General features: G+C 68.1%; 23 protein-coding genes. 10 read left to right on the plus strand and 13 right to left on the minus strand.

The window, feature by feature from the left end; genetic code table 11:
* Nucleotides 1-446 precede the first annotated feature (446 nt).
* From ABZ851_RS32445 to ABZ851_RS32470, 6 genes are all read left to right on the plus strand, one after another.
* The gene (locus ABZ851_RS32445; RefSeq protein ID WP_361135259.1) at nucleotides 447-1904 is read left to right on the plus strand and encodes an aldehyde dehydrogenase; all 1458 of its coding nucleotides are present in this window, start codon (nucleotides 447-449) and stop codon (nucleotides 1902-1904) included.
* A gap of 39 nt (nucleotides 1905-1943) precedes the next feature.
* Nucleotides 1944-2729: a fumarylacetoacetate hydrolase family protein gene (locus ABZ851_RS32450; RefSeq protein ID WP_361135262.1), complete on the plus strand. Its 786-nt coding sequence runs from the start codon at nucleotides 1944-1946 to the stop codon at nucleotides 2727-2729.
* Nucleotides 2730-2789: 60 nt separating this feature from the next.
* Nucleotides 2790-3590 carry a fumarylacetoacetate hydrolase family protein gene (locus ABZ851_RS32455; protein WP_361135265.1) on the plus strand — a complete coding sequence of 267 codons (801 nt, stop codon included), beginning with the start codon at nucleotides 2790-2792 and terminating at the stop codon, nucleotides 3588-3590.
* Between the two features lie 2 nt (nucleotides 3591-3592).
* Nucleotides 3593-3802, plus strand: coding sequence for a 2-hydroxymuconate tautomerase (locus ABZ851_RS32460; RefSeq protein ID WP_336051595.1), 210 nt, complete (start codon nucleotides 3593-3595; stop codon nucleotides 3800-3802).
* 68 nt (nucleotides 3803-3870) lie between these two features.
* On the plus strand, nucleotides 3871-4878 hold the full coding sequence (locus tag ABZ851_RS32465) for a VOC family protein (protein WP_361135269.1): 1008 nt from the start codon (nucleotides 3871-3873) through the stop codon (nucleotides 4876-4878).
* Between the two features lie 158 nt (nucleotides 4879-5036).
* Nucleotides 5037-6299: an Nramp family divalent metal transporter gene (locus tag ABZ851_RS32470; RefSeq protein ID WP_336051597.1), complete on the plus strand. Its 1263-nt coding sequence runs from the start codon at nucleotides 5037-5039 to the stop codon at nucleotides 6297-6299.
* A 122-nt stretch (nucleotides 6300-6421) separates the two neighbouring features.
* Here the strand turns inward: ABZ851_RS32470 and ABZ851_RS32475 are convergent, their stop codons facing one another.
* From ABZ851_RS32475 to ABZ851_RS32520, 10 genes are all read right to left on the minus strand, one after another.
* The gene (locus tag ABZ851_RS32475; RefSeq protein ID WP_361135273.1) at nucleotides 6422-6760 is read right to left on the minus strand and encodes an AzlD domain-containing protein; all 339 of its coding nucleotides are present in this window, start codon (nucleotides 6758-6760) and stop codon (nucleotides 6422-6424) included.
* Nucleotides 6753-7493, minus strand: a complete 741-nt coding sequence (locus tag ABZ851_RS32480; RefSeq protein ID WP_361135276.1) for an AzlC family ABC transporter permease — start codon at nucleotides 7491-7493, stop codon at nucleotides 6753-6755. Before ABZ851_RS32480 ends, ABZ851_RS32475 begins: the two co-directional genes overlap by 8 nt.
* Nucleotides 7494-7841: 348 nt before the next feature.
* Nucleotides 7842-8018, minus strand: coding sequence for a hypothetical protein (locus ABZ851_RS32485; protein WP_361135279.1), 177 nt, complete (start codon nucleotides 8016-8018; stop codon nucleotides 7842-7844).
* Nucleotides 8019-8139: 121 nt separating this feature from the next.
* On the minus strand, nucleotides 8140-12474 hold the full coding sequence (locus ABZ851_RS32490) for a hypothetical protein (RefSeq protein WP_361135282.1): 4335 nt from the start codon (nucleotides 12472-12474) through the stop codon (nucleotides 8140-8142).
* An 877-nt stretch (nucleotides 12475-13351) separates the two neighbouring features.
* Nucleotides 13352-13834: a VTT domain-containing protein gene (locus tag ABZ851_RS32495; protein ID WP_361135285.1), complete on the minus strand. Its 483-nt coding sequence runs from the start codon at nucleotides 13832-13834 to the stop codon at nucleotides 13352-13354.
* Between the two features lie 403 nt (nucleotides 13835-14237).
* On the minus strand, nucleotides 14238-14528 hold the full coding sequence (locus ABZ851_RS32500; RefSeq protein ID WP_361135288.1) for a hypothetical protein: 291 nt from the start codon (nucleotides 14526-14528) through the stop codon (nucleotides 14238-14240).
* Between the two features lie 2 nt (nucleotides 14529-14530).
* Nucleotides 14531-14980 carry a hypothetical protein gene (locus ABZ851_RS32505; RefSeq protein WP_361135291.1) on the minus strand — a complete coding sequence of 150 codons (450 nt, stop codon included), beginning with the start codon at nucleotides 14978-14980 and terminating at the stop codon, nucleotides 14531-14533.
* 15 nt (nucleotides 14981-14995) lie between these two features.
* Nucleotides 14996-15391 carry a hypothetical protein gene (locus ABZ851_RS32510; protein WP_361135294.1) on the minus strand — a complete coding sequence of 132 codons (396 nt, stop codon included), beginning with the start codon at nucleotides 15389-15391 and terminating at the stop codon, nucleotides 14996-14998.
* A gap of 84 nt (nucleotides 15392-15475) precedes the next feature.
* A complete protein-coding gene (locus tag ABZ851_RS32515) occupies nucleotides 15476-15748 on the minus strand; it encodes a trypsin-like serine protease (protein ID WP_361135297.1) in 273 nt (90 codons plus the stop codon).
* A 426-nt stretch (nucleotides 15749-16174) separates the two neighbouring features.
* Nucleotides 16175-17575: a C39 family peptidase gene (locus ABZ851_RS32520; RefSeq protein WP_361135300.1), complete on the minus strand. Its 1401-nt coding sequence runs from the start codon at nucleotides 17573-17575 to the stop codon at nucleotides 16175-16177.
* Nucleotides 17576-17780: 205 nt separating this feature from the next.
* On the opposite strand from ABZ851_RS32520, the gene ABZ851_RS32525 reads away from it, so the two are divergent.
* From ABZ851_RS32525 to ABZ851_RS32540, 4 genes are all read left to right on the plus strand, one after another.
* Nucleotides 17781-18365 carry a hypothetical protein gene (locus tag ABZ851_RS32525; protein WP_361135303.1) on the plus strand — a complete coding sequence of 195 codons (585 nt, stop codon included), beginning with the start codon at nucleotides 17781-17783 and terminating at the stop codon, nucleotides 18363-18365.
* Between the two features lie 476 nt (nucleotides 18366-18841).
* Nucleotides 18842-20746 (plus strand): AAA family ATPase, encoded by a 1905-nt coding sequence (locus ABZ851_RS32530; RefSeq protein ID WP_361135306.1) that lies wholly within the window; start codon nucleotides 18842-18844, stop codon nucleotides 20744-20746.
* Nucleotides 20747-21529: 783 nt separating this feature from the next.
* Nucleotides 21530-21994 (plus strand): hypothetical protein, encoded by a 465-nt coding sequence (locus tag ABZ851_RS32535; RefSeq protein ID WP_336051612.1) that lies wholly within the window; start codon nucleotides 21530-21532, stop codon nucleotides 21992-21994.
* Nucleotides 21995-22038: 44 nt separating this feature from the next.
* Nucleotides 22039-22917 (plus strand): hypothetical protein, encoded by an 879-nt coding sequence (locus tag ABZ851_RS32540; RefSeq protein WP_361135309.1) that lies wholly within the window; start codon nucleotides 22039-22041, stop codon nucleotides 22915-22917.
* Nucleotides 22918-22982: 65 nt separating this feature from the next.
* On the opposite strand, the gene ABZ851_RS32545 is transcribed toward ABZ851_RS32540, so the two are convergent.
* The 3 genes from ABZ851_RS32545 to ABZ851_RS32555 form a co-directional block, all read right to left on the minus strand.
* On the minus strand, nucleotides 22983-24131 hold the full coding sequence (locus ABZ851_RS32545; protein ID WP_361135312.1) for a hemolysin family protein: 1149 nt from the start codon (nucleotides 24129-24131) through the stop codon (nucleotides 22983-22985).
* Nucleotides 24128-25501, minus strand: coding sequence for a hemolysin family protein (locus ABZ851_RS32550; protein WP_336050933.1), 1374 nt, complete (start codon nucleotides 25499-25501; stop codon nucleotides 24128-24130). Before ABZ851_RS32550 ends, ABZ851_RS32545 begins: the two co-directional genes overlap by 4 nt.
* Nucleotides 25502-25675: 174 nt before the next feature.
* Nucleotides 25676-26128: a PH domain-containing protein gene (locus tag ABZ851_RS32555; protein WP_361135317.1), complete on the minus strand. Its 453-nt coding sequence runs from the start codon at nucleotides 26126-26128 to the stop codon at nucleotides 25676-25678.
* Between the last annotated feature and the right edge of the window lie 54 nt (nucleotides 26129-26182).

Raw genomic sequence — 26182 nt, forward strand, 5'->3', positions numbered from 1 at the left:
CCCATGAAGTTACCTGTGGACAAGGGGGCAGTCAACAAGATTTTTTCCGCGGGACCCGGTTTGAGCCAGCTCTATGGCCGATTATGGAAGCGGAACTCCCTCACTCAATTACTACCGGAGACCCGCGGAGCACTAAGGGTAGTCGACCGGTTACCGAAGAGGATCTTGACTCTCCCGGTTCGCGCCGTGGAGGATGTAGCGGCACTTGCAAGAAGGCGTTTTCTGAAAATCCTTCATGAGGTTGCGGGGTGGGGGGCCTATCTGTCGAAGCCGTGAGTGAATCCGGCTCGACGAGCAACCGTGACAAGCGACCATGACAAGCAACTAACTCATCACTTACGCCCACCGCCGCGCTGCTTCCTGTCAACGCGGCGGTCGGAGCGTGATGTTTTTCGCTGCGCTGAGGAGGGCAATCTCCAGTGTCATTAGGTGCCGGGGCGGGAGCGGTGACAGAGATTCGGGACATCTGCCACCTGATCGGCGGTCAGTCCGTCGCATCCGCAGACGGAAAGACGTTTGAGACCAGAGATCCGCACGACAATTCGGTGATAGGCACTGTGGCCAGAGGGTCCGCAGTGGATGGTGAGCGTGCGGTTGCGGCGGCACGGAAGGCATTCGACGAGGGCCCGTGGCCCAGAATGACCCCCACGGAACGCCGCAAGATCCTCCACGATGTGGCCGACGCCGTGGACGCGCATCGTGAAGAGCTGGCGATGCTGGAGACCGTGGACAGCGGAAAGATCATCCGGCAGGCGCTGCACGGGGAGATGCCCCGGGTCGCCCAGAATTTGCGGTTCTTCGCCGATTACGCGGCGATGGCGACCGACGAGGCCTATCCCAACGGCCCGGTACTCGGCTACTCCCTGCGGCCGCCGGCGGGCGTCGTCTCGGCGATCAGTCCATGGAACGCACCGCTCATGCTCGCCACGTGGAAGGCCGCGCCCGCCCTCGCCTTCGGCAACACCGTGGTGCTCAAGCCCGCCCCGCAGACCCCGCTGACGGCGGCCCGGTTCGGTCAACTCGCCGCTGCCGCGGGGCTGCCGGAGGGCGTGCTCAATATCGTGCACGGCTTCGGTGCCGATGAGGTGGCCGGCCCGCTGACCAGCGATCCGCGCGTGGACCGCATCACCTTCACGGGCTCCAGCGCCACCGGAGCCCGGATCATGGCCGCCGCGGCACCCCACCTGACCCCCGTCTCCGCCGAACTGGGCGGCAAGTCGGCGAACATCGTCTTCGACGACGCCGATCTGGACGTGGCGGTACCCGAGTCGATCAAGGCGATCTTCGGCGGCAACGGCCAGGTCTGCTTCTCCGGGTCACGGCTGTTCGTACAGCGCGGGATTCTGCCGGCCTTCCTGGAACGCTTCACCGAAGAGGCAGCCAAAATCGTCGTCGGGGACCCCAAGTGTCACGAGACATTCATGGGCCCGCTGATCGAGCAACGGCATCTGGACAAGGTTCAGGGCTATGTCGACCTGGCACAAAAAGAAGGCGGCACGGTCCTCACCGGCGGATCGCCCGTGACGACCGGCGAACTGTCCCGTGGCTTCTACTACGCGCCCACAGTCATCACCGGCCTGACCAATGACACCCGGACGGCGCAGGAAGAGATTTTCGGCCCGGTGGAGACGGTCATTCCGTTCGACACCGAACAAGAAGCACTGCGACTGGCCAACTCCAGCCCGTACGGACTGGCCGGGATTCTGTTCACCACCAACCTCGACCGCGCTCACCGGATGGCGGCCCACTGGAAAGCCGGGACGGTATGGGTGAACTGTTATTTCGAGCGTGATCTCCGCATGCCCTTCGGTGGCGAAGGCATCAGCGGGGTCGGCAGAGAAGGCGGGCCGCATTCGCGTGAATTCTTCACCGAACCTCGTGCCGTGGTCCTGCGCATTCGCTGACACCCGGGAATGACGATCGCCTCCTTGGAAAGAGTCCCCATGACATCAGATGCCTTGCAGGACATCGCCGCTGAGCTGTACGGCGCCCACCGGAGCGGGAAGGCAGTTCCCTCAGCGGTGCGCAACGTTTCCCTTTCCTCCCGGTCCGATGCTTACGAAATCCAGTGGGCGCAGCTGCGGCAGCGGGTTTTGGACCAGGACCCGCTGCGCGGATTCAAAGCCGGCCTGGTGTCCGTGCCCGCACAACGCGATAGGGACACATCGGAACCGGTTCTGGGCCATCTCACCGACAGCATGTTTCCTCCCGGCCACGAGCCCCTGGACGGCGGGGAATTCCTCCGCCCCCGCATCGAGCCGGCGCTGGCCTTCGTGCTGGGTGGGCCGCTCGGCGGTCCCCGGGTCACCGTGACCGACGCCCTCCGCGCGGTGGACTGTGTGCTGCCCGCCCTGGAGATCACCGACTCCAGGTACGAGGACGGGCCGGCCTCCGTCCTCGACCTGGTCGCCGACAACGCCGGCTGCCGGAGCGTCGTGCTGGGCGGCACCCCGGCAGCCCTCTCGGACGTAGACCTGCGCTTGTCCGGCTGTGTGCTGCACCGCAACGGAGAGGTGGCCGCCACCGGCGCCGGCGGCATGGCGCTCGGCTCGCCCGTCAACGCCCTGGTGTGGGTGGCGAATGCCGTGCGCCAGGAGGAGTTCGCCCTCGACGCCGGTCATGTGGTGCTCGTCCCCTGCCTCACCCCGGCCGTCGCCTTCGAGCCCGGCGACACCGTGACCGCGAGCATCGCCGGCGTGGGCACCGTGACCGCCGTGCGCGCACGCTGAGCCGCCCCGTCCCACCCGCTGTCCGCCCTACCGTCCGTACCGAAGGAGGCGGCCTCTTTCATGGCCGAGCCACTGGAAATCCGCTCCGGCGACGCCCGGCGCGCGGCCGAGGTCCTGCTCGACGCCGAGCGCTCGGTCACCGCTCGCGGGCCGATCACCGCGCACTGGCCGGATCTTGACCTGCCGGGCGCGTATACGGTGCAGCGCGAGGCGCTGCAGCAGCGGCTGCAGCGAGGCGAGACGCTGATCGGCGTCAAGCTCGGCCTCACCTCGCGCGCCAAGCAGATCAGGATGGGGATCGACGCACCGTCGCTGGCATGGCTGACCGACGCCATGGTGCTGCCGGCCGGCGTCCCCCTGCCCCGCCAGCGGCTGATCCACCCGCGGGCCGAACCGGAGATCGTCTTCGTGATGCGGGAGCGGCTGGCGGGCCCCGGCATCACCGCGGCGGTCGCCCTCGGTGCCGTGGACCGCGTCTACGGCGGCATCGAGATCATCGACAGCCGTTACCAGGACTTCAAGTTCACCCTGGCGGACGCGGTGGCGGACAACAGCTCCTCCGGGCTGTTCGTGCTCGGTCCCCTCGGGCGCTCCCCCGAGGGCATGGACCTCGCACACGAAGCGTGCCTGCTGGAGGTCGACGGCCAGGTGGTCGACTCCGCCACCGGCGCGGCGGTGCAGGGACACCCGGCGGAGGCGCTTGCCCTCGCCGCCAACACCCTCGGCGAGCGGGGACTGGCCATCGAAGCCGGCGCGATCGTCCTCACCGGCGGCATGACCGACGCGGTCCACGTCCAGCCGGGCGCGAGCGTCGCCGCGCACTTCTCCACTCTCGGCACCATCACCGTCGCAGGAGGCTGAGTATGCCGTTCATCGACGTGACCCTGGGCTCCGGCCGGTCACCGGAGCAGGTCCGCGCACTGATCCATGAACTGACACATGCCGCGCACCGCGCTGTGGGTGCCCCGCTGGCGAACATCCGGGTGGTCATCCGGGAGGTCGATCCGGCGCACTGGGCAGCCGGCGACGTCACGACCGAGGAACGCAACGCCCGGAAGAAGGACGCCGGCTGAGTCCGCCGCCCCGGCGGCCCCGTCAGCTGAAAAGTTCCGCTCCCGCTGTCCGAGAAAGGCACCGAAGCATGAGCGAAGAGATGTACCGCCACGAGATCGCCCACTTGGCGCGGGTGGAATTACACACACCGGACCCGGACGGGACGCTCTGGTTCTTCAAGGACCTGCTGGGCATGTACGAGACGAGACGCGAGGGGCAGTCCGTCTACCTGCGGGGCTATGAGGACCCGTACCAGTGGAGCCTGAAGATCACCGAGGGCCCGGAGCCCCGGATGGACCACGCCGCGCTGCGGACCTCGTCGCCGGAGGCGCTGGAGCGCCGCGTCCGGTCGATGCGGGACGGGAACCAGGACGGCAAGTGGACCGAGGACGAGTTCGGTTACGGCAAGACCTACGAGTTCCTCACGCCCGACGGCCACCACATGAGCCTGCTGTGGGAGGCCGAGAAGTACAAGTCCCCGCCGGAGCTGCGGAGCAAGATCCTCAGCCGTCCGTCGAAGAAGCCGCTGCAGGGCCTGCCAATCAAGCGGATCGACCACCTCAACCTGCTGGCCAGCGACGTCACACCGGTCAAGCAGTCCTTCGAGCGCCACCTCGGTCTGCGGACCAATGAGCGGGTGGTCGACGGCGATGTCGAGACCGGTGTGTGGATGAGCAGCAGCCTCCTCAGCCATGATGTCGCCGTCATGCGGGACGCGCGGGGAGCCCGCGGCCGGCTGCACCACGTCGCCTTCTACTACGGAGTGCAGCAGCACACCATCGACGCGGCCGAGATGTTCCGCGACTACGACATCACCATCGAGGCGGGCCCGGACCGGCACGGCATCACCCAGAGCTCCTTCCTGTACGTCTTCGAGCCCGGCGGCAACCGGATCGAGCTGTTCGGCGACCCGGGGATCCTGATCCTCGAACCGGACTTCGAGACCCGTACCTGGACGATGGATCAGATCGACACGGGGACGGCGATCGGCGGCACCAACCTGCCGCAGGAGACCTACTTCACCTACGGCACCCCGCCCGTCGGCCCGGATCCGGACGCGGAAGCGGACGCGGTTCCGGACTCTCCCCGGCGGTAGTACCCCGCCACGCGGCGCCGCCCCGGTGCCAGGCGCACGGCAGGCCTGGTCCGGGGCGGCGCCGCCGTGCCTTCAGGGGATGCCACGGGGCGGTCTCGCAGTGCCCGCAGGAGCTTGAGTCGTACGGACCGAGCACACACCGTGAGGGGACAGCCCAGATGACCACAGCCGAGATGACCACGGCCTCGGTGGAGCAGCGCGCCCACAGCGAGGTGAAGCGAACCCGTCGTGCCTTCTACGGGCCCGCGTTCGTCGCCGCGGTGGCGTACGTCGACCCCGGTAACTTCGCGACGAATTTCCAGGCGGGCGCCAGATTCGGCTATCTGCTGGTGTGGGTTCTGGTGGTCGCGAATGCCGTCGCCATGTTCATCCAGTACCTCTCCTCGAAGATCGGCCTGGCGACCGGGACGGACCTGTCGACCCTGTGCCGCCGCAGCCTGCCGCGCCCGGTGTCGCGGATCCTGTGGGTACAGGCCGAACTGGTCGTCATCGCCACGGACCTGGCGGAATTCGTCGGCGCCGCCATCGGCCTCAACCTGCTTTTCGGGGTGCGGCTCTTCCCCGCGGGCGTCGCCACCGCGGTGATCAGCTTTGCGGTGCTCGCCCTCCAGCGCCGCGGCTACCGTCCCTTCGAGGTCGCCATCACCTTCCTGCTCTCGCTGATCGGTTTCGGCTTCCTCTACCAGCTGTTCGCGCTGGGCGGCCAGTCGCCGGAGGGCATTGCGGCGGGCATGGTGCCCCGTTTCGCGGGCACCGAATCCCTCACCCTGGCGGTCGGCATCATCGGCGCCACGGTCATGCCGCACGTCATCTATCTGCACTCCGCCATCACCGCACAGCGGCCCTCGCCGCGCACCCCCCGCGCCAAGCGGGTCGCACTGCGCAGCCTGCGGATCGACTGTGTCTCCGGCCTCGGTCTGGCGGGACTGATCAACCTGGCGATGTTCTGTGTCGCCGTCGCCCTGTTCCACCGGCGCGGCGGTGACTACAGCGGGAGCCTGCAGGCAGCTCACCACTCCCTCGGCCAGACCGTCAGCGGTATGGCCGCGCTGGCCTTCGCGGTGGCCCTGCTCGCCTCCGGGCTCTCCTCCTCCGGCGTGGGCACCTACGCCGGGCAGGTCGTCATGCAGGGATTCCTCCGCCGCCGGATTCCGTTGCTGCTGCGCCGCGCTGTCACCATGGCGCCGGCCCTGGTCGCCCTGGCTGCCGGATTCTCACCGGACTCCGTGCTCGTCATCTCCCAGGTGGTGCTCTCCTTCGGCATCCCGTTCGCCCTCGTCCCCCTGGTGATGTTCACACGGAGCCGCGAGCTGATGGGGGATTACGTCAACAGGCCGCTCACCACCGGGATCGGAGCGGTCCTGGCTTTCGTCCTGTCCGGCCTCAACCTCTACCTGCTCGGCCAGATCCTCCTCGGCTGACTCCCGGTGAGTCCCGGTGAGTCCCGGTGAGTCCCGATGGCTTCCGATGACTCCCGACGGACGGGAGGGCCCGCGGACCCGGACCCGACACCCGGCGCCCGGGAGTTGGCGCAACGGGTCCGTCAGCCCTGTGCTGTCGGGAGGAAGTGCAGGAGCAGCACATACGCCCCGGTGCCCGCGAAGATGCTCAGCAGCACATTGCGCCGCCACAGGTACAGTCCGGCCGTCACGGCGATGCCCGTTGCTTCGGTCAGTCCGTAGGGGCTGGTGGTGACGTCGACACCGCGCAGCAGGTAGATGACCAGGATCACCATGATTCCGGCCGGCATGTGCTGGGACAGGAAGGCGGTCACGTGTGACGAGCGCAGCCGCCCGAGGAAGGCGAAGGGGACGGCCCGCAGGGCGAAGGTGATGGCCGCGACGATCGCCAGCGCCGAGACGATGTATCCGGTGCTAGGCATTGGTGTGCTCCTGGGGCCGGGTGAAGCGGTAGCGCACGAGCAGCGCGAGAACGTAGAGAGTCATCGCCACCACGAGCATCTGGCCGGGGGCCACCAGCTGGGCGAAGAGGCCGCATCCCGCGGCCAGAAGCGGAGCGGGCAGGTCCCGCCCCGAGCGGCACGCCTCGATCGCCAGCACGGTGAACAACGAGGTCAACGTGAAGTCCAGGCCGTCGATCGTGGGCAGAGCCCGACCGGTCAGCGCCCCGACCAGCCCGCCCCCGACCCAGTAGGACTGCAGCGACACCTGTGTCGCGATGATCCGCAGGCTGCTGAAGGAGTCGGCCGGCCGCGTCGCCGTGAGCGCGTAGGCCTCGTCGATCAGGGCGAACACCGCGTAGGTCTTGGCGACTTTGCCCCGGACACGGTGCAGCGGGAACGACAGGCTGTAGAAGACATGCCGGAAATTGACCAGCAGCGTGGTCAAGGCGATCGAGACCAGCGGACTCGCGGCCATCAGCATGCCGACCAGCAGGAACTCCAGCGAGCCGGCGTAAATCAACCCGCTGAACAAGGGCGTCCACCACCAGGCGAGCCCCGACTGCACGACCAGCAGCCCAAAGGTGATCCCTAAGGAGAACATCCCCACGCCGACCGGCAGGGTCTCCGCCAGCGCCAGACGGATGTCGGACGCTCTCTTCCCGTCCTGCGGCGGAGCAGGTTCGCCGCGTGCCGTACGCATGTGTGATGACATGGACGCAACTTTAGTAGGTCCATGTCCCCTTACTGCGCAGGTCGTTGAGCTGATCCAGAAAGAAAAAGGCAGGCCGGCGTCGCCGGTGTCGGCCGCATGACGCGCCGGTGTCCCCTACGGGCCCGGAAGGAGACCGGAGTCTGACCCACACCTGTGGCTGAGCGAAGCGTCCCGAAATGGCTGGCAGGGCCGAGGTGGCACGCCTGCTCGGTGTCGCGGCGCTGGGCCGACCTCGCCAGCGCCACGTGGAGCACTCAGTGGGACTACGGTCCGTCCGCTCGGCAAGCCGTACCCCGTCAGCGCCCTGCTCGGCGCGAAGAAGACGTCGGTCCGACGGGTAGTCGAAGGTCAGTGAACGAAGAGCCCGGCGAAGACCAGGGCGACGGGGATGCCCAGGATTCCGGCAGCCATGAGCCAGCCGACGACCTGTGACGAGTTACGTGCCACCTTGCGGCAGAGCCATACAGCGGGTCCGAGGTACACGACGAGGAAAAGGACGACGAGGAAATCGACTCCTGAGCCCATGACAATCCCTACTCTCTCCTGCGCCGCCTACGCACGCCGTCATTGCACCCGGGGCGAAAGGCCGCACGCCTCGGGGCCGCTCCGACGCATGCGGGCAGCCCCGAGACGCGGACCTCACACCCTAGTTGGTGAGGGGGTCCGTGAACTCAGTCGCCGGTTCGTCACAGTGGATGACATTGGACGGCCGGTTGCCAGGGCCGTCTCCGACGATCGGCACGGGCGGTGAGACGTTCCACGGGTTGCCGCCGCTTCCCCGGTGGAAGGCATCGCATGGACCGAAGGCGTTGCCGTTGGGAGCGGTGAACGGCAGGTTGGAGAAGTTCGTCCAGTCGCCACCGCTGATCCTCCCCTTCGAAGGACGGCCGAGGTTGTCGGTCATCTTGTCGTCGATGTAGAGGTACAGGTCGGGCATGTAGCTCTGGAACACGATGCCGTTGGGCGGAACAGCGTCTTTGTTCACCTGCTGGTGCGTCGGCTTGACGCTCCCGTCCGCGCAGAACGCGGCGGCGACATCCTGCCAGATGGGAGGCGCGTTGCCGATCATGCTGCCGAACACATTGTTGTCACCGCTGTTCTTGAAGAACATCGAATAGATGTCTCCGGCGAAGTTCCGGACAGCGTAGTTGGTTTCGTTGTTCGCCTTGATCTCGTCCACCCACGCTTTCACATTGTCGTTGATGTTCTTGTGGGCGATCATCGCGCGGTATCCGTGAACACCGCCGCCAACGGCACGGAAATCCACGCAGGTGTTGTCCGAGTTCAGGCGTGCGCCCCTGAAGTGGGGGAAGTACGCCTGCCCGGGTGTGTCGCCGTCGGCGTACGGGTGGGCGGTGTGGACGTTCCCGTATTCGAGGGCATCCTGAGTGGTGTAGTCGATGTCCGGCTTGGCAATACCGTAGTCGGCTTCAATCGCCTTCATGATGTTGGTCACGAAGTACGGGAGGTGGGCATTGCCGACCCGGACCCGGTAGCTCGCCCCTTCACTGCCGGGAATGATCTTCCCGCTTCCGTCGGCGACGAACGACACGTCGATATCGCTCTTGATCTTGTAGCTGTTGTCGCCCTTCAGCGCCACACTGGCCGGCTGCGCGGGATCGGGGCGCTGGTTGGACATGCCCATCCACACGGGAACTGACATAGCGGGTGCGGATCCGTTCGCGTTCGGTTTGTCTCCGCCGGTTTTGATGTCCTTGCGCCACTGCTCGGCTGCGTCCCAGGTCTTCTGGCCGGTGCACTCGCCCACCGCCTTGGCCGTGGGACAGCGGGCCTCATGGGTGAAGCCGCGCATATCCGCTCCGGGGTTGTCCCAGCGGGGGCCTTCATATGCCAGCCCCATGGCCCAGTTGTAGAGCGTTTTCTGGGTCCGCAGCGGCGTGTACAGCTCCTCCGGCATGTTGGAGTCGAGGTTCTGGTTCGGGTCAAAGATCGACGCGGCTGTCATGGTCCGGTGGACGAACTTGCCGTTGATCGATTTGAACGCCACGGAGTTCCAGGCGATGTCATGGTCGGCAGTGCCCGTCTTCGTGTAGTTCGTCAACGTCACCACCGGCGTGGACGTGAACTTGTAGGCGCCCAGCGACACCCACTTGCCGTTGTTGGCGTCCTGGTTCACGACCCGCTCGTACGGGCCACCGGCAGCACCGCTGATCAGGTATTTTGCCTGCTTGGCTTGTGCTCCGGTGTCAGGGATGTACGCGTAGACGGCAGCGAGATCGTATGTTTTCCCTGCCTTCCACTGGCCTTCGATCGTCATCCGGTTGCCTTCCCCGCCGAGGTGGTCCTCGTTACGGGTGTGGGTGTACCAGAAATGGCCGCCGTGGCCACCGCCGATCGAATACAGGTCGGCCTTCGCCTCGTAGTGCTTGTCCCAGTCGGGGAAGAAGGTGAACTGGAACGTGCCTGTCGAGGATGCCTTCCCGCAATTCGACCAGGTTTCGGTTCCGTTGGGGATGGAGGTGACGACGTCCGCCCCCTGCGGGCCGGTACCGCACACCGGCTCGCCGTGCTCCAGCCGATAGCCGCGGCCCGGCTCGGCACGCAAGGTGACGTACTTGATGGTCTCGTTTCCGCACGAATCCTTGCAGTCAGGCTTCCACGTCGCGTTCTCCTGGTTCCACCAGAACTGCCGGTAGCAGGCCTCGTCCGGGCAGTCGACCGGGTTGACCGGGTCACAGCCGTTCTTCTTGTTGCAGAAGGTGTCCAGCGGCGGGCTGACAAGGGCGCGGGCCTCTTTGGTGAGCCACCAGGCGGGTTGAAAACCGGCCGAGGAGAACCCGCCCTCGCCCTCCCTGTCCTGACGGCCGTCGGTGCCGTAGGAGAAGCCGGTGTCGATGGACCAGGCAGCCCAGCCCATCACCTTCTCCTCATACGGCCAGTCCTGCGGATGCGCCGCGTCACGGATGTTGCCCGGGTCGAGGTCGACATTCATGAACGGGTGCTCCCAAGCGCCCGCTTTGTACATGGGGTTGGCGGGGTTGTTGTACCAGCCCAGGCCCCAGCGGCCGCCGTTCTTCGGAGCGTCCGACTTCGTGTTGAAACCGAGGTTGTAGTTCCACGCAGCGGTGAACCAGTTCTCCACCCGGGCGGGGTCGTCATTGTTCACCGTGATCTTCTGCCCCTCGGTGTGCACCTCGTTCCACTTGTCGGCGAGGATCTTCATGGAGGCAGCCACATTGCTGGCGTAGTCGACCGCGATCACCTTCTGAAGCTTCGGGTCGAGGCTCGTTTCGTGGTCCTTCTCGTGCCCCTTCAGGCGCATGCCGTCGGTGACCTGCCCGACGCCGTAACCGCAGTCGGACTTATTCCAGTTGATGCGCCAGTAACCGAGGAGGGTGTCCTTCGCGCTGTGGCCGTAGTAGCCGTCCACGGCGGCCAGCGGATTGCCCATCTGACCAGGGATCGCGCCCGATTCGGCCTGCCACAGATTGGACTCCTGCGCCAGGATGCCGAGGAGGACGTTGGCGGGGATCCGGCCCCCTCCGTTCAGCTTCGGGAGGGGGAATAACCCCTGGGGGTCGATCGAGCCCAGCCCGGCCTGATCGCGGTAGCCGCCCTGGCGGATCCATTTGCTGCGCAGTTCGCCGCGCACGGCCATGTCCACGGCCCACTCCACCTGGTTCGGCGTCGGCTGCAACGCCTGAACACTCATGTCGTTGCGCGAGACGGAACACCAGCGGTCGGTGTCACGAGGATCGTGGGAGACGCCTTCGGAAGGCTGAGCCAGCAGGCGCGGCCGGCTGCCGCCGGTAAGGGCAGGAGAGCGACCGCTGCCGATGCGCGACCGCGTCGGGACAACCCTCTGCTCGATCTCCTGCCGCGTCGCCGTGGCGGTCGAGGTGACGGTGAGCGGGGTGTCCTCGCCCGTCGCGCCAGGGGCCCGCCCGGAGCGGTTACGCACCCCCGCCTCGGGCTCGGCTGCCTTGTCGAACCCCTTGCCGGCCGCTTTGATGCGGGTCAGTCCGGCGCGGACGCCAGGGGTGAGGACGGGGTCGACCGCCAGGCGGCCGTGGGAGGAGACCTCGGTGCCGGCCGGCGCATCGATCCTGGTGACACCGCTTCCCTGCACCTTGACGTCCTTGGGACGGCCAGTGAGGAAGACCCGCCCCTGCGCACCGGGCATGAGGTCGAGTTCACCAAGGGGGCCGGTGGCGACCGTACGCGGCCTGCCGTGTCCGCCGTACACCTTCGCCTGCGCCGTCGACACACTCTTACGGTCCACGAAGCCGATCCGGTCATCCGCCATGGGGTGGATGTCGAAGGGGATGCTGTCGCCCTTGGCCAGCCGGCGGATCGCCCCGTTGGCACCGACATGGACGAGATCACGGCCGAGACCGGCGACGGCTCCGTCCTTCACCGGAGCCGCCGAGGACACCTGCCCGCGCAGCTCACCTGTCTTCATGACGGTCTTGCCGACCGTGTCCACCGTGATGATCCGCGTCTTCACCTTCGACATGTCGTTCATGTCGCGGTACTGGGTGAAGGCAGCAGTATGCGTGACGGTGTTGCAGGTGGGATCGAAGTACGCGAGGGTCCCGGTGAACGGCAGCTTCGTCACCGTGCCGGTCTTGACGTTGACGACAGCGGTGAAGGCACCGCCCTGCATCAGGTCTGGTTTGTTGGTGAAAGAGCGGGGTGCGTACACGACTGCCACGTGATCGGCGTCCATGGCGCACTGGTTGCCGATCCACGAGTCGGCGGGTATGCCGGGCTCGGCGAGTACGGCGGCGGTCTTCCAGGCGTACTTCCGCGCACTGTCGGCGACGAGAACCGTCAGACCGTTCGCGTCAGCGGCTGCGGTGACGGCCCGGTCCGGCGATGTCCTCCACTCCTTGCCGAGTTTCTTGTCCGGGTCCGTGACGCCGGTGGGAAGCGAGGTGTGCCCGGCGGATGACGTGTGCGTTCGTTGCGGTTCGGTGTCGGCAACAGCGGCTGTGGCGGTCGGTAGGATCCCGATCACTATCGCGGTGGCCGTCAGGCCCGCAACCGCAATGCGGGTCTGACGGCCAGGTCTTCTTACCTTCAACAGTTTTCCCTTCTCCGGAAATTCGCAGTGAGGCATGTGCAGGGCAACAGCACCGCACAGGGCGTCCCGTCTCCGCCGTACCGAAAGCGGAGGAAGGGGAGCCGAGGCCGAAGTGCAGTGGTTTGCCGGGGAAGAATCCGATTCCGGCGCGATCGGCGACGGCAACTGAGCCGGGCTGGGCGCACCGCCGCAGCCGGCCGCCCCTTGACGGGGCTGCGGCGCCCGGTTGCCCATCTGCCGGGCGGGCTTCGCCTTGCCCACGGCCCGCTTGGTCGCCGTGGCTTTCGCCTTGAACGCTGCCAGGTGCCCGGCGACTCCGCTTCGCCGCCTCAGCAGCAGCTGCGCGCAGGCCAGTTGCGAGTACGTGTCTCTTTCACACGGTCCTTCTCGGGCACGCACTCCCCCATATCAACCCATGGCAGGTGAGAGGACTTGTCACCCTGAGGACGAACCATCGCGTTTCGGAAGATGAGCGAGAGATCGCCCGAGTCCCCCTCTTCGAGCGGTTGCCACCTTAAGTGCTGCATACGTACATCAGACCGACTTGCGTAGAGCCTGGCCGGAATCCGGTTCCGCCGCCGGCCAATCGGAATGAGGCTCAGCGACCTCCCACTAGCACACTCAACTGTGAATTTCGTGTGAGCGGAATGCGAGGGAACAGTGCCCCCATGAAGATGTTGGCCAGTTAGCGCCTGCCTGCTGCGCACGGTCGGCTTCGGAACCCTCGGCTGGGTCGACAACGTCCCGGACCTCGTTGCCGCGTCTCAGTGGATTGCCAATCGGCGAGTACCCGGGGCCGCGTCGGTGGGTCTCAGGATTCGTCTGATGCGGCATCGCGAGGGGCCGCAGCCGCTTTTCTGCGCCGGTACACCATCACACCGCACACCCCGAGGAGAAAGGCGGCGACCGCGGCCACACCGATCGCCGTCTGCCCCGCAGACAGCCTTGCCAGCAGTTCGAGCGCGCCGACCCCGGCCGTCGCGTAGACCAGCGCCCAGCCCGCTCCGCCCACGAACAGTGCCGGGAGGTAGCGCGACAGGGGCATACGCATACTCCCCGCGAGGAAGTTGGCAGCGGTCTGGAACCCGACGGTCAGGAAGGAGACGGCCACCACCGGTGCACCCCACCGCTGGATCGCCCGTTCGGCGCGCCGGAACCTGGCCGTGGAGATCCGCTCCGCGAGCCTGCCGCGCCTGGCACCGGCCCCGGCCAGCCGGCCAACGGCGAAGGTCCCTCCGGCGCGCAGCAGGACGATGGCGTAGAGACCGGCGGCTGTGAGCGCGACCCTATCCACGACATCTCGCCCGCCAAGCCGGGCCCTCACCGTGGGTTGCTTCTCCCGTCACCCGATGTCGCGATTCCCGCCCCGGCGAGCTTGCAAAGGGCACGAGGCCGGTCTGATACCTCACCTGCATCTGCTGGTCCGTCCCTGCATGCATGTCGAAGCGGCACTGATCCCCCCGGCACGACGCAGAGCGTTCCTGCGTCCAGGGGACTTCCGGGTACGGCCGCTTGCCAGGGGCCACCCGACCCACCCAGGTTAGGCGAACTTGTGTGCACCGGGTACACGGCCGTCCTCCGGCCGATCCACCAAGGTGCTCCGCCGAAAGACAGAAGCCCCACCAGTACCGCCCGGTGGGGCTTCTGTCGTGTGGTGCGAAGCCTGCCGCCCTGGTCGCGCAGCGGTGTGGGCGGAGCTACGTCTCAGCCCGGGGCATGAGTCCCGCGAAGTCGCTTCGGAACAGTCGTTCCACTGCCCGAGCGATATCAACACGAGTCACGCGGGGAACGACCAACAGATTCGCCACAGCGAAAGACCCGTCCGACTCCACTTCGCCGGAAACCTCTTCCCCCAGGCGTGCGACGTCATAGACGGTCAGTTCGTAGGTGGCCGCGGGGGCGACGACCCGCACACCCACCAGGTAGCCCTTCGCTGCCGTTTCGGATTCGTATCCCGCAAGATAGTCCGGGAACTGCAGGTCGTACACATTCACCACCCCTTCCGTACTATCGAGTCTTCGTGTACCGGCTCGACCCATCCATACGAAAAAGTGCTACTCGCTGGAATCCTGTAGGTGACCGCAAGATTCTTATCGAAGATCACGACTATGGCATCAGGCATGTACGTGAACCCGCCCCCTTCGGCCTCGCCCAGCGCAATCACCAGGCTTGACTCATCAGAGAATTCAAAGCGGTACGCCCAAGGCATTTCTGGACATCCCTCGTTCGGAACATGCCAGGCGGGGCTGACGCTCGCGATTGACACCCCAAGGAATCTCTCCCAATCGACATGAGCGCTCACGTCGACCGCATCCCCCGGCAAGTTGACGTCCACCTCTCCCGGACTCCTGAATTCAATCGCCAAGCCTTCATTGACGCCATCCATCGCCCAGGACAGCACCAGCACGGCCCCGCTGCCCATGACCAGCTCAACGGCCATGTCGCGAAGCCGCGATCACGCATGACGCCTGTACAGATCCCTGTCCCGCCAGGAGTCATGGAAAGCGTCGAGCATGGCTTCGTAGTGCCGACGGCTACTGACATCTCCCGTCGGGTGCGCGAGCCGTCGCTCGATCTCTGCTTTGACCGGAGGCCACCGGAGTTCGTGCATCACGAACGAGACCAGTTCGACAACTCCCTCTGCCGGAGAGTCCAACAAGGACACGATTTCCGCCTCGAATCGGTCCCTCAGGTCAAAATTTTCCAGCAGAATCCGGAGCGCGCGCTCCAGTTCGGGTTCCAGCTCCTCGACGCCGCACGAGGAGTCTGCGATGCGGAGCACCTCGTGGACACACCGACGGAAACCCTCAACAGCCTCAGGGGCACCCTCATGCGGCATTGCATTTTCCATCGACTTCCATTCCGTTTCCGTTGAATGCATCGACCGCTGCCTTCTTGGCGTGACGCCCCGTACGGACGGCAATGGACGGACTTGTTATCGAGGAAGACGACCTCGCCTCACCGGCCCCTTGCCCGCGAAAGTGGCCGTCGCTTCACGCGGCGGCGCGCCCGCCGACACCGGCTTGGCCGGGTCGTCGGAGAAGCAGCTCGCCGCCGTGAGCACCCAGGTCCGGTCGACGAGGGCGCCGCTGCAACCCGTGCCTCCCCGCTGCCCGGGCCGGCCCACGGTCACCCGGGCCAGCCACGGGCGAGCGGAGTCTCCGGTCACCACGGGTGTCTTGCCCTCACCCACGCCGAGTTCCAGCACGGTGAATTTCAGGGCGGGTCCAGCCCCTCACCCAGCGACTCCCAGCCACCGGGACCAAGGCCGACTTCTTCGACCTTGCTCTCGTTGGTGCTGGGATTCTCCGTCCGCACCATCGCCGTGACGCCCTCCCCAGGCTAACGGACTTCGCCAGGCAGGAGCGCTGAAACCGGCACATCGGGCCCGAAGGCGTGCGGTGTACGGGCTGGGGGCGGCAACCGTGGGGAGGCAGGGGTGCCGTAGCTGACCTCGTGCGCCTGCCCGACATGACGCCATGGCGGCGCTCCGCCGCAGCACCGGAAAGAGGGCGAGTGGCACGCTGGATGGGCCACAGCTCTATCAAGATCAGTGGACCGTACGGCCACCTCACCCTCGACGGCAGTGACCGCTGCCGTCAGGTCATCGAGGCCACCTTCGGGGTGCACATGCTCAGCGGATTCCCAGCTCCTCGAGAACTCGGTGCTGAGTTGGTGCTGGCTTAGCCGGGAAGTAGAGGTAACAGACCCCTCCCGAACCGCTCTTGACCTGGCCGTTTGCGTCGTGGCGCTTCGTCCGCAGCCAGATGTTCTCGAACTGACGCCGCCTGTAGACGCGCCGGACCGCGGCGTCGTTCGGCGAGGCCGGGTCGTTGGCGATGACGTCGCCGTCCTTGGTGAAGCCGACGAGGGTCATCAGGTGGCCGGCGGTGCCGTAGCCCGCGCCGTCGAGTTCGGTCTTCAGGAAGGACTGGGACGTGATGACCGGGATGCCTGCGTGGATGAGGCGTTCGGCGTCCGTGAGGGAGGAGAGGCGGGTGACGAGGCTCTGCAGGTCCCGGTAGGTGGCGGCGTAGGCGGCGTTGAAGGGCCAGTTGCCGCAGCCCTCGTACTGGTAGTCGAAGGTGTAGCGGGCGGCATGGCAGACCTGGGGGTCGGCGTAGTCGGGGTTGACCCAGGACAGCTGCTGCCGGGTGGGCTTGCGGCCCCAGTATTCGATGATCATCTGGGAGGAGGTGGGGCTGCACCAGGCCTCGCCCCCGTTGTCGTACTCCGGGTACTGGCCCTTGTGGATCTCCTGCGAGTAGCGCGGGACGGTCAGCTCGCGGCCGACGAGGCGGGGCGTGGACGCCGGCACCTCGAAGCGGTCGGGGAGGTCCGATCCCATGGCGCCCAGCCGCCAGACGGTGGGGGTGACGCCGCCACCGGGCCTGCGGTAGAGGGTGACGCGGAGCTCGTAGGAGGTCAGACGGAGGCCGCTCGCCGGGGTGTCGATGGCGAAGGTGTCGGTCGAGATGCTGCTCTTGCCGTCCTTCTGGCCGTCGACGGAGGTGCGCCGGATGTCGGCCTCGCCGTCGCCGGCGGCCCAGCGGCCCATGACGTACCACGGGGTGCGGCCGCCGTCGGTGTAGGTGCCGCGCAGTTCGACGGCGATCCATGTGCCGGGCGGGGTGTGTGCGTTCCAGGAGGCGACGACCTCGGTGGCCGGGACCGCCAGGCGGTGGGCCGGCGACGTCCAGGTGGCGTACTCCCAGGTGGCGGACCTGCCGGTGTGCGGGTCCCGGTAGTCGAAGGTGCCGGTCGGGTGCGCCAGGCGGATGCCGGGCCGGGCGCCGGGCGCGGGGGCGGTGCCCCTGGCTCGGCCCCTGGCCCAGTCGGCTGTGGTGGTCCAGGCGTGATAGTCCACGAGGCTCTTCGGTCGGCGGGCAGGGGAGCCCGGGGTGCGGGCCGGGGCGGCGGTACCCGCTGCGGTGCTGCGCGAGGCGTCGGCGGCCTGCGCCGAGGGGGCGGCGACACCCGCGGCGGCGGCGAGCGCGGCGGCCAGGACGGTGCGCCGGGGCGCGGAGCTGGTCATGGTGGAGGTCCCCCAGTCGGATGCGTACGCATGGGTGCGGGAGGTCGGGCCGGGGCCGCGGGCGGGCACGGGCGGATCAGCAGTGGCTCAACTATTGCCGTTTCCGGCCCGCTTCGGAAGGCGCTGCGACGCGCGTCGCCCGATGAATATTGGTGTGGACCACTGGCGTGCGAAGGGGCCGGGGCCCCGCGCGTACGCTGGCGCAATGGATCGTGATCTGGCTTTGCTCGCCGCCCGGCTGCGCGCCGTGCCGCCGTCCTGCGGGCCGGTGCGGCTGATCGCGGTCGACGGGCACGCGGGATCGGGCAAGAGTACGTTCGCCGGTCGGCTGGCCGATGCGCTGGGTGGTGCGCCGGTGGTGCACACCGATGATCTCGCCACCCACGAAGAGCTGTTCGCCTGGAGCGAGCGGTTCGCCCACCAGATCCTCCAGCCGCTCTCCCGGGGCGAGACGGCGCGCTACGGCGTCTACGACTGGGTGCGCGGGGAGTTCACCGAGGTGCGTGAGCTGGCGCCCGCGCCACTGGTGCTGGTCGAGGGCGTGGGAGCGGGCCGGCGGGCGCTGCGCCCGCATCTGGCGTCCCTGGTGTGGATGGAACTGGCGCGCGAGCACTCCTGGGAAAGGGGACGGCTCCGGGACGGACCGGGGCTCGCCGCGTTCTGGAGTGGCTGGATTCCGGCGGAGCGCGCGCACTTCGCGGCGGATCCTTCGCGTCCGTATGCCGACTTCCTGGTGCACCAGAAGCAGGTGGGGTACGAGGTGCTGATGGGACCGTCCGCGACGCCCTGACCGGCCCCAGATCTCACGCTCCGTAGTGGACGGCGGCCGACGGACCGAAAGGCGCCGACAGGGTCCCGCCGAGTGCCCCAACTCGGCTTGACCTGGGGGGCGTACAGGACTTACGTTCTCAATGTGCGGTTCTACGGACCGCCCGCAGATGCGAAGCCCCCGGTTGTTCCCCCGTGATCGGGGGCTTCGTTCTGCACGAAACCACCTCTTATCGCCGCTCGGCGCTGCCTCTCCCTCACCCAGGGTCACCGCATTCTTCGCGCCGCCGCGCCACGCGCCCTCGCCCGCTCCCGCCCCGTACCGCCCTCTACGACCTGCACCGATCCCGCAGGTACGATGCGAGTCTGTGCCACCGCAGGCCAGCACCGATGTGCGCGCGGCGAAGGTCAACTCCCGCTCCCCGTACGCCGGTTCACCCGCCCGCGGCCGGGCACGCGCCCGGCGGTACTGGGGGACGTGTGGTGTGGGGGGACGGGATGGATGTCGGCGCTCAGGGTTCGCCCGCCCCGGCCGAGCTCGCCTGGCTGCGCGCGGTCGACGCCTACACCGTGGGCGCCTACCCGCAGGCGGAGGAGGAGTTCCGGGCCGCGGTACGACTCGATCCGTCGATGGCCGACGCCTGGCTGGGCCTGCATGCGCTGCGCGCCGACACCTCGATCGCGCTGCTGCGGATGCACCGGCACCGTGATCGCTTCGGCGAGATGCGCACCCGCCACCGACGCACCCTCAACTCCTGGTACTGGCTGGGGTGGTGGGTGCAGCCGGTGCTGGAGACCGGCCGCGACCTGCTGCTCGCGCACGCCTCGCACTGGCTCGACGGCCGCCATGTCGCCGAGCTGGACCAGGCGCTGGCCGGCTGCCCGCCGGTCGACACCGATCCCCAGGTGCGCTTTCTGCACGCCTGCCGTGCCTATCTCGTCAAGGACTGGGACCAGCTCGTACGGCATACCGAGCCGTTGCTCGGCGATCCGGTGCTGGGCATCGAGGCGGGGCTGTTCGGCGGGATGGCGCGGGTGCGGCTGGAGATGTACGGCCAGGCCGAGCCGCTGCTGTCGGCCGCGTTGATGCGCTGCCGCAGCGAGCAGCCGCAGCGCAAGGAGCTGCGCTACTGGCTCGCCCGCGCCCATGAGGGCACCGGCCGCAGCGCCGCGGCGCTGCCCCTCTACCGCGCGGTGCACCGCGTCGACCCGGCGTTCATGGACACCGCGGCGCGGCTCGCCGCCATCGCGGAGGGGGACGGGCTGGACGAGGGCGCCGATCTCGCGGCGGTCTCCGCGGCCGGCCTCGGCCAGGAGGCCGGCGGCGATCTGGCCCCGCTCGATCCGGTCGACGGCCGTGAGCTGCTGGTGGGCGGTGAGGCGAACGGGCCGGAGGGGCCGGACGGGGAGATCGGTGGCATCCCGGCCGCAGGCGATGCCGCGGCCCGGATCAAGGCGGCGGCGCCGGTGCCGCGCGGCGCCGAGCGGCTGCCCGCGGGGCCGGCCGATCCGGTGCTGCTGGAGAAGGCCCTGGCGGAGCTGGAGCGGATGGTCGGCATGGAGCCGGTCAAACGGCAGGTGCGCGCACTGTCGGCGCAGCTGCGCATGGCCCGGCTGCGCGCGAGCCAGGGGCTGCCGGTGCAGCCGCCGAAACGGCACTTCGTCTTCTCCGGCCCCTCCGGCACCGGCAAGACGACCGTGGCGCGGATACTCGGGCGGGTCTTCTACGCCCTGGGGCTGCTGGGCGGGGACCATCTCGTGGAGGCCCAGCGGTCCGACCTCGTCGGCGAATTCCTCGGCCAGACCGCCGTCAAGGCCAATGAGCTGATCGACTCGGCGCTGGGCGGCGTGCTGTTCGTCGACGAGGCGTACAGCCTGTCCAACTCCGGCTACAGCAAGGGCGATGCCTACGGCGACGAGGCGCTGCAGGTGCTGCTCAAGCGCGCCGAGGACAACCGCGACCGGCTCGTCGTCATCCTGGCCGGTTACCCGGAGGGCATGGACCGGCTGCTGGCCGCCAACCCCGGCCTGTCGTCCCGCTTCACCAGCCGGGTCGACTTCCCCAGCTACCGGCCGCTGGAGCTGACCGCGATCGGCGAGGTGCTGGCCGCCGAGAACGGCGACCGCTGGGACGAGGAGTCCCGCGACGAGCTGTGCAGCATCAGCGGTCATGTCGTCGACCAGGGCTGGATCGACGAACTGGGCAACGGCCGCTTTCTGCGCACCCTTTACGAGAAGAGCTGCGCCTACCGCGACCTGCGACTCTCCACCTGGCACGGCACCCCCACCCGCGACGACCTCGCCACCCTCCGGCTGCCCGACCTGATGCAGGCCTACGGCGAGGTCCTTTCCGGCCGCGGCCCGGACGTCCAGGGACCGCCGCCGAAGGGGCTGGATCTCTGATACTCCAGCCTTAGATCGTGCTCTCCGCTTTCGTTCGGACGGAATGCGCGCCGGCCGACGCATGCCCCGCAGAGTGGAATGCACAGCGGCGCGGCATGGGCGTCCGGGTGCACAGCACGTGACGCTCGCGGCCCTGGTGGAGGAAAGCCGAAGCCTTCGTGCGGACATGAACCGGCTACCGCTGAGCGGAACTGATGACCTGCCCTTCCGCTTCGCATCTCTCCGTACGGATCGAGGAGACCGGACGTCACGCCTGGGGAGAATCGGCCATTCCGCGGGAATGGTCTCCCGCCCCGGGGCCGTGCATCCCCTGTTCCTTACGGAATTCGGCACAGATGGGACGTGGGAACAGCGTCGGTACGCGCCCTCGCCACTATCAATGGGAATCGGCCACCAGTCCTGCGGGGCGATGAAATATGCTCCCGGACTGCGCAGCATGGGGCTATTGTTACTGCCGTCGGGCCGGTGCGGTGCCTGGCCCCGGATGTCGCCAGTCCGCCGCACCGTGATCCAGAAGACCGGGCCACTGGCCGGCTTCTGCTGATCTTGTTCTACCGCTCCGCTTCCTCCGCGCCCCGGAATGCCGGTACCACGCCGGAATCTGCGGCGCGGCTCGCTGCGAATATTTGTGTGCGGTAGGCCGCAGAAGACCGGGCGTGGCGGATTCGGTCTGCTCGGCATCGACACGGCCGGAACTCCGCCGCACCGTCAGCGATTCCATGGACGGAATGCCGGTGCATCACATCCGGGCGGGATCTCAAGCAACTCAAGTTCAGTCAAGCGTTGGGGGACTACATGCGAAGAATTGCCGCACTGGCCGGATTGGCGACTGCGCTGGTGCTCTCCAGCCCCGCTGTCGCAGCGGTCGCGCACGACGATACGGATAACCTTTACAGCGCGGAGGCGTGCAAACGCCCCAGTCAGTCGAAGTTCAAGTTCCACATCTACCACAACACGGCACAGGGGGGAGCCTGGAGGAATATCGGTTACTCGGTGTACAACTTTGCGGATGTTCCGGACGGGGTCGTCGGCGCCGCCTCTCCCCTCCGCTTCTGCAACTCCGGTTCCGGTTCCGGAAAAGGCATCAAGAACAATGCGGCATCGGGCGAGAATTCGCATTACAAGTACCTGGCACGTGTCTACTACAACAGCGGCTACAAGGGTGCTCAGGATGTGATGGGGCCGTATCAGTACATTGATCGATTCCCGCACGTGTACAACCAGAACGCTTCCTTCCAGTGGACCTGATGAGGCACGAGACAGGGGCGAGAAACAGAATGGATGGCAAGAGGATGAAGCCTCGCATCATTGTTCCGCTGGTCTCCGCTGCGACAGTTGGGGCCTTAGCCGTCGGCGGCGCGGCCTTCATGCGTTCGGCATCTCAGAATGACGAGATGTCCGCGAGTGCCGCGGGTCAGCCGTCCGCGCTGTCCGGCCGGGCGTCGGGAGACAATCCCGCACAGTGGCATCTGCCGATCGAGGCGTATATGCCGACCGAAAAGCAAAAGCATCTCCTCGCAGGGGCCAGAGACAGCCTCATCGATGCGTGCATGAAGGAAGCGGGCCACGAAGAGTGGACGCCTGCGCCGGACTTGCCCGCCTTGGGCGGCAAGAGCCTGGTCGACTGGCGCTACGGCATCCACGACGCCGCCCTCGCGGCGGCGCGGGGCTACAAGCCGGCTGCGGGAGAACAAGAAGCCTATGACCGGGCGGCCGAGGACGGCGCGGTCGACGCCGCCGGGGGCGACGAGGCGGCCTTGAAGGGGTGCGTCGAGAAGGCTGACGGTCCGGCTCCCGCCGCTCAGCGGGCCGGCCTGGTCCAGCAGATCAGCGGCGATTCCTTCGAAGGTTCCATGAAGGACCCTGCCGTGGTGGAGGCGTTCGCCAAGTGGTCGGCGTGCATGGCGGAAAAGGGCTACACCTACAAGAAGCCCATGGACGCCAACGACGATGTCCGCTTCGCCGACCCGTATCACGTGTCCAGTGAGGAAAAGGAAACGGCAAAGGCTGATATTTCCTGCCGCGACCAGAATCATGTGCAACAGACCTGGTTCGACGCCGAGGTGACCCTTCAGGAATCGGCCATCAAGAAGAACCAGAAAGCGCTGAACGAGGTGAAGAAGGCCAACGACGCTGCCGTCGCGAGGGCTTCCGCCGTCAGCCACCGTTAGCGGCCTGCTCCTCAGCCGCTCCGCGCGCGGAGCGGCTGAGGGGCCGCGCGTCTCCTGTGGGTCCCTCAGCGCGCCATGGCCCGGCCCTCGGCCGGCAGCGGTGCCTCCTCACGGGGCTCGCTGACCCGGTCGCCCGGAGCGCGGTCGCCCGCGGCCCGGGCACGGTGGCCACGGGCGGCGGGGGCACGGTGGTGGGCCGGGTCGCGGACCTCGCCGACCAGCATCTCCAGGACGTCCTCCAGCGCGACCAGGCCGAGCACCCGGCCGGTCGCGTCGGCGACCGCCGCCAGGTGGGAGGCGGCCCGGCGCATCGCCGTGAGGGCGTCGTCCAAAGGCAGCTCGGCGCGCAGCGTCGTCATCGGATGCCAGATGCGCTGGGGCACAGCGCGGTCGCGTTCCTCCAGGTCCAGGACGTCCTTGACGTGCAGGTAGCCCATGTACGCGCCGCCGGGCGCACACACCGGGAAGCGGGAGTAGCCGGTGCGTACGGTCAGCTCCTCCACCTGGCGGGGCGTCACCGTCGGTTCGACGGTGACCAGCGCCGCCCGGTCCAGGAGGACGTCGGTGACGGGCCGGCTGCCCAGTTCCAGCACGTCGGAGAGCTGTTCCTGCTCGGCCGGGTCGAGCAGACCGGCCTGGACCGAGTCCTCGACCAGATGGTTCAGCTGCTCAGAGGTGAAGACCGCCTCCACCTCGTCCTTCGGCTCCACACGGAAGAGCCGCAGCACCCCGTGGGCGCAGGCACCGAGCAGCGCGGTGACCGGGCGGCACAGCCGCGCGAAGGCGACGAGGCCCGGGCTGAACCACAGGGCGGTCTTCTCGGGGGCCGCCATCGCCAGGTTCTTGGGGACCATCTCGCCGATGACGAGGTGGAGGAAGACCACCAGCGCCAGGGCGATGACGTAGCCGAGCGGGTGGACCAATGCCGCGGGCAGGTGGACCGCCTCGAAGACCGGTTCCAGGAGGTGGGCGACGGTGGGCTCGGCGACCGCACCGAGCGTCAGGGAGCAGACGGTGATGCCGAACTGGGCGGCGGCCATCATCTGCGGCAGGTTCTCCAGGCCGTGCAGCACCTGCCGGGCCCGGGAGGAGCCCTCGGTCGCCAGCGGTTCGATCTGGCTGCGGCGTACCGAGACCAGGGCGAACTCGGCGCCGACGAAGAATCCGTTGGCGAGGACGAGCAGGACCGCGAAGAGCAACTGGACCAGGGTCATCGGGCCACCTCCGCGACCGCCACGACGGGCTCACGGGGTGCCTCGGGTGCGGCCGGGACCGTGACGGTGGCGGTCCGGACGATCCTTATCCGCTCGGCGCGGTGGTGCGACACCAGCCGTACCCGCAGCCGCCAGCCGTCGAGTTCCGCGATGTCGCCGGGGGCCGGGATCCGGCCGAGTATGTGCGCCACCAGTCCTGCCACCGTCTCGTACGGTCCTTCCGGGGCCTCCAGGCCGATCTTGCGCAGGGTGTCGACCCGGCAGCCGCCGTCCGCGTCCCACGCGGGGCGGCCCTCCTCGGGCGGGGCCTGGCCCAGTTCGGGCAGGTCCACGCCGTCGTGCTCGTCGCGGACCTCGCCGACGAGCTCTTCGATGATGTCCTCCAGGGTGACCACACCGGCCGTGCCGCCGTACTCGTCGACGACCACCGCTATCGGCTGTTCGCTGCGCAGCCGCTCCAGCAGCGGCTGCACCGGCAGGGTCTCGGGCACCAGCAGCGGCGGCACCGCGATCCGGCTCGCCGGGATGCGCAGCCGGTCGTGCGCCGGGACGGCCAGCGCGTCCTTGAGGTGCACCATGCCGACGACCTCGTCGAGGCGGGTGTGGTAGACGGGGAAGCGGGAGAGTCCGGTGGCACGGGTCAGGTTCACCACGTCCTCGGCGGTCGCGGAGGCCTGCAGGGCACTCACCCGAACGCGCGGCGTCATGACGTTCTCGGCGGTCAGATCGCCCAGCGAGAGAGTGCGGACGAACAGGTCGGCGGTGTCCTGCTCCAGGGCGCCCGCGCGGGCGGAGTGCCGGGCGAGCGAGACCAGTTCGCCCGGGGTACGGGCGGAGGCCAGCTCGTCGGTCGGCTCCACGCCCAGGGCGCGCACCAGGCGGTTGGCGACGGTGTTCAGCAGGGTGATCACCGGGCGGAAGAAGCGGGAGAAGGCGCGCTGGGGGCCGGCGACCACCCGGGCGACGGGCAGCGGCTTGGAGACCGCCCAGTTCTTCGGCACCAGCTCGCCGACGACCATCTGGACCGCGGAGGCCAGCAGCATGCCGACGACCACGGCGGTGCCGGGCACCGCGCCCTTGGGCAGGCCGGTGGCGGCCAGCGGGCCGGACAGCAGCTCGGCCAGCGCGGGCTCGGCGAGCATACCGACCACCAAGGAGGTGATCGTGATGCCCAGTTGGGTGCCGGACAGCTGGAAGGAGAGTTCCCGCAGGGCGGAGACCACGGTGGGGGCGCGGCGGTCGCCGTCGGCCACGGCCCGTTCGGCGTCCGCCTTCTCGACGGTGACGAGTCCGAACTCGGCAGCGACGAAGAAACCGTTGGCCAGGATCAGGACGAGTGCCGCGGCGAGCAGCAGCAAGGGGCCGGTCATGCCGCCGCCTCCGTGGTGTGCGGGGGTTGGGGAGGGGCGGCGCAGGTACTACAGGACGATCCGTCCATTGCCGGAGGGAGTCACTCCTCGGGTCGGTGTTGGTCCCCTGAGGGGCAGGGCGCAGGGTGCGCCCCGGAGAACAGAGTAAACAGCGGGACCCTGATTAGGGCAGGCTCAACCGGCCGTGTGGTCGACGGCACCGTGCTTCTCGGTGAGATCGCGCAGCGCACGGGCATCCCGGATGGCCTGGTCCCTGCCGATGCCGGGCTGGATGCCCATGGCGGGCAGGCTGGTGCCGTCGGCGAGGTCGAGGTGGACCCAGGGGTCGCCCTCGCGGAGGTTGACGCGCAGGATCTGGGCCCATGCCAGGTCGCGCTTGGTGGTGAGGTTGACCACCGTGACGCCCTCCTGCCGCGCCACCACCTTGGGGCGGCTGAGCAGCAGGAGGACGGCGAGCACCAGCAGCCCGGTGATGACGAAGCTCAGCCGCTCGCCGCCGGTCAGCTTCGGCAGCAGCAGCGCGATCACGGTGAGGGCGGCGAGCTGGGCGATGCCGACGGCGTACAGGACGACCCGGGTGCGGGTCGGCCGGAACGTCACCGGGAGGCTGGGCAGGGGCGCGGACACGTCGTCGGGTCTTCCGTGGTGGAGGCGGCGGTGCGTACGGGGGGCAGGAGGCGC

Source organism: Streptomyces sp. NPDC047049 (genome assembly GCF_040643995.1).
Taxonomy (GTDB): Bacteria; Actinomycetota; Actinomycetes; order Streptomycetales; family Streptomycetaceae; genus Streptomyces; species Streptomyces mooreae.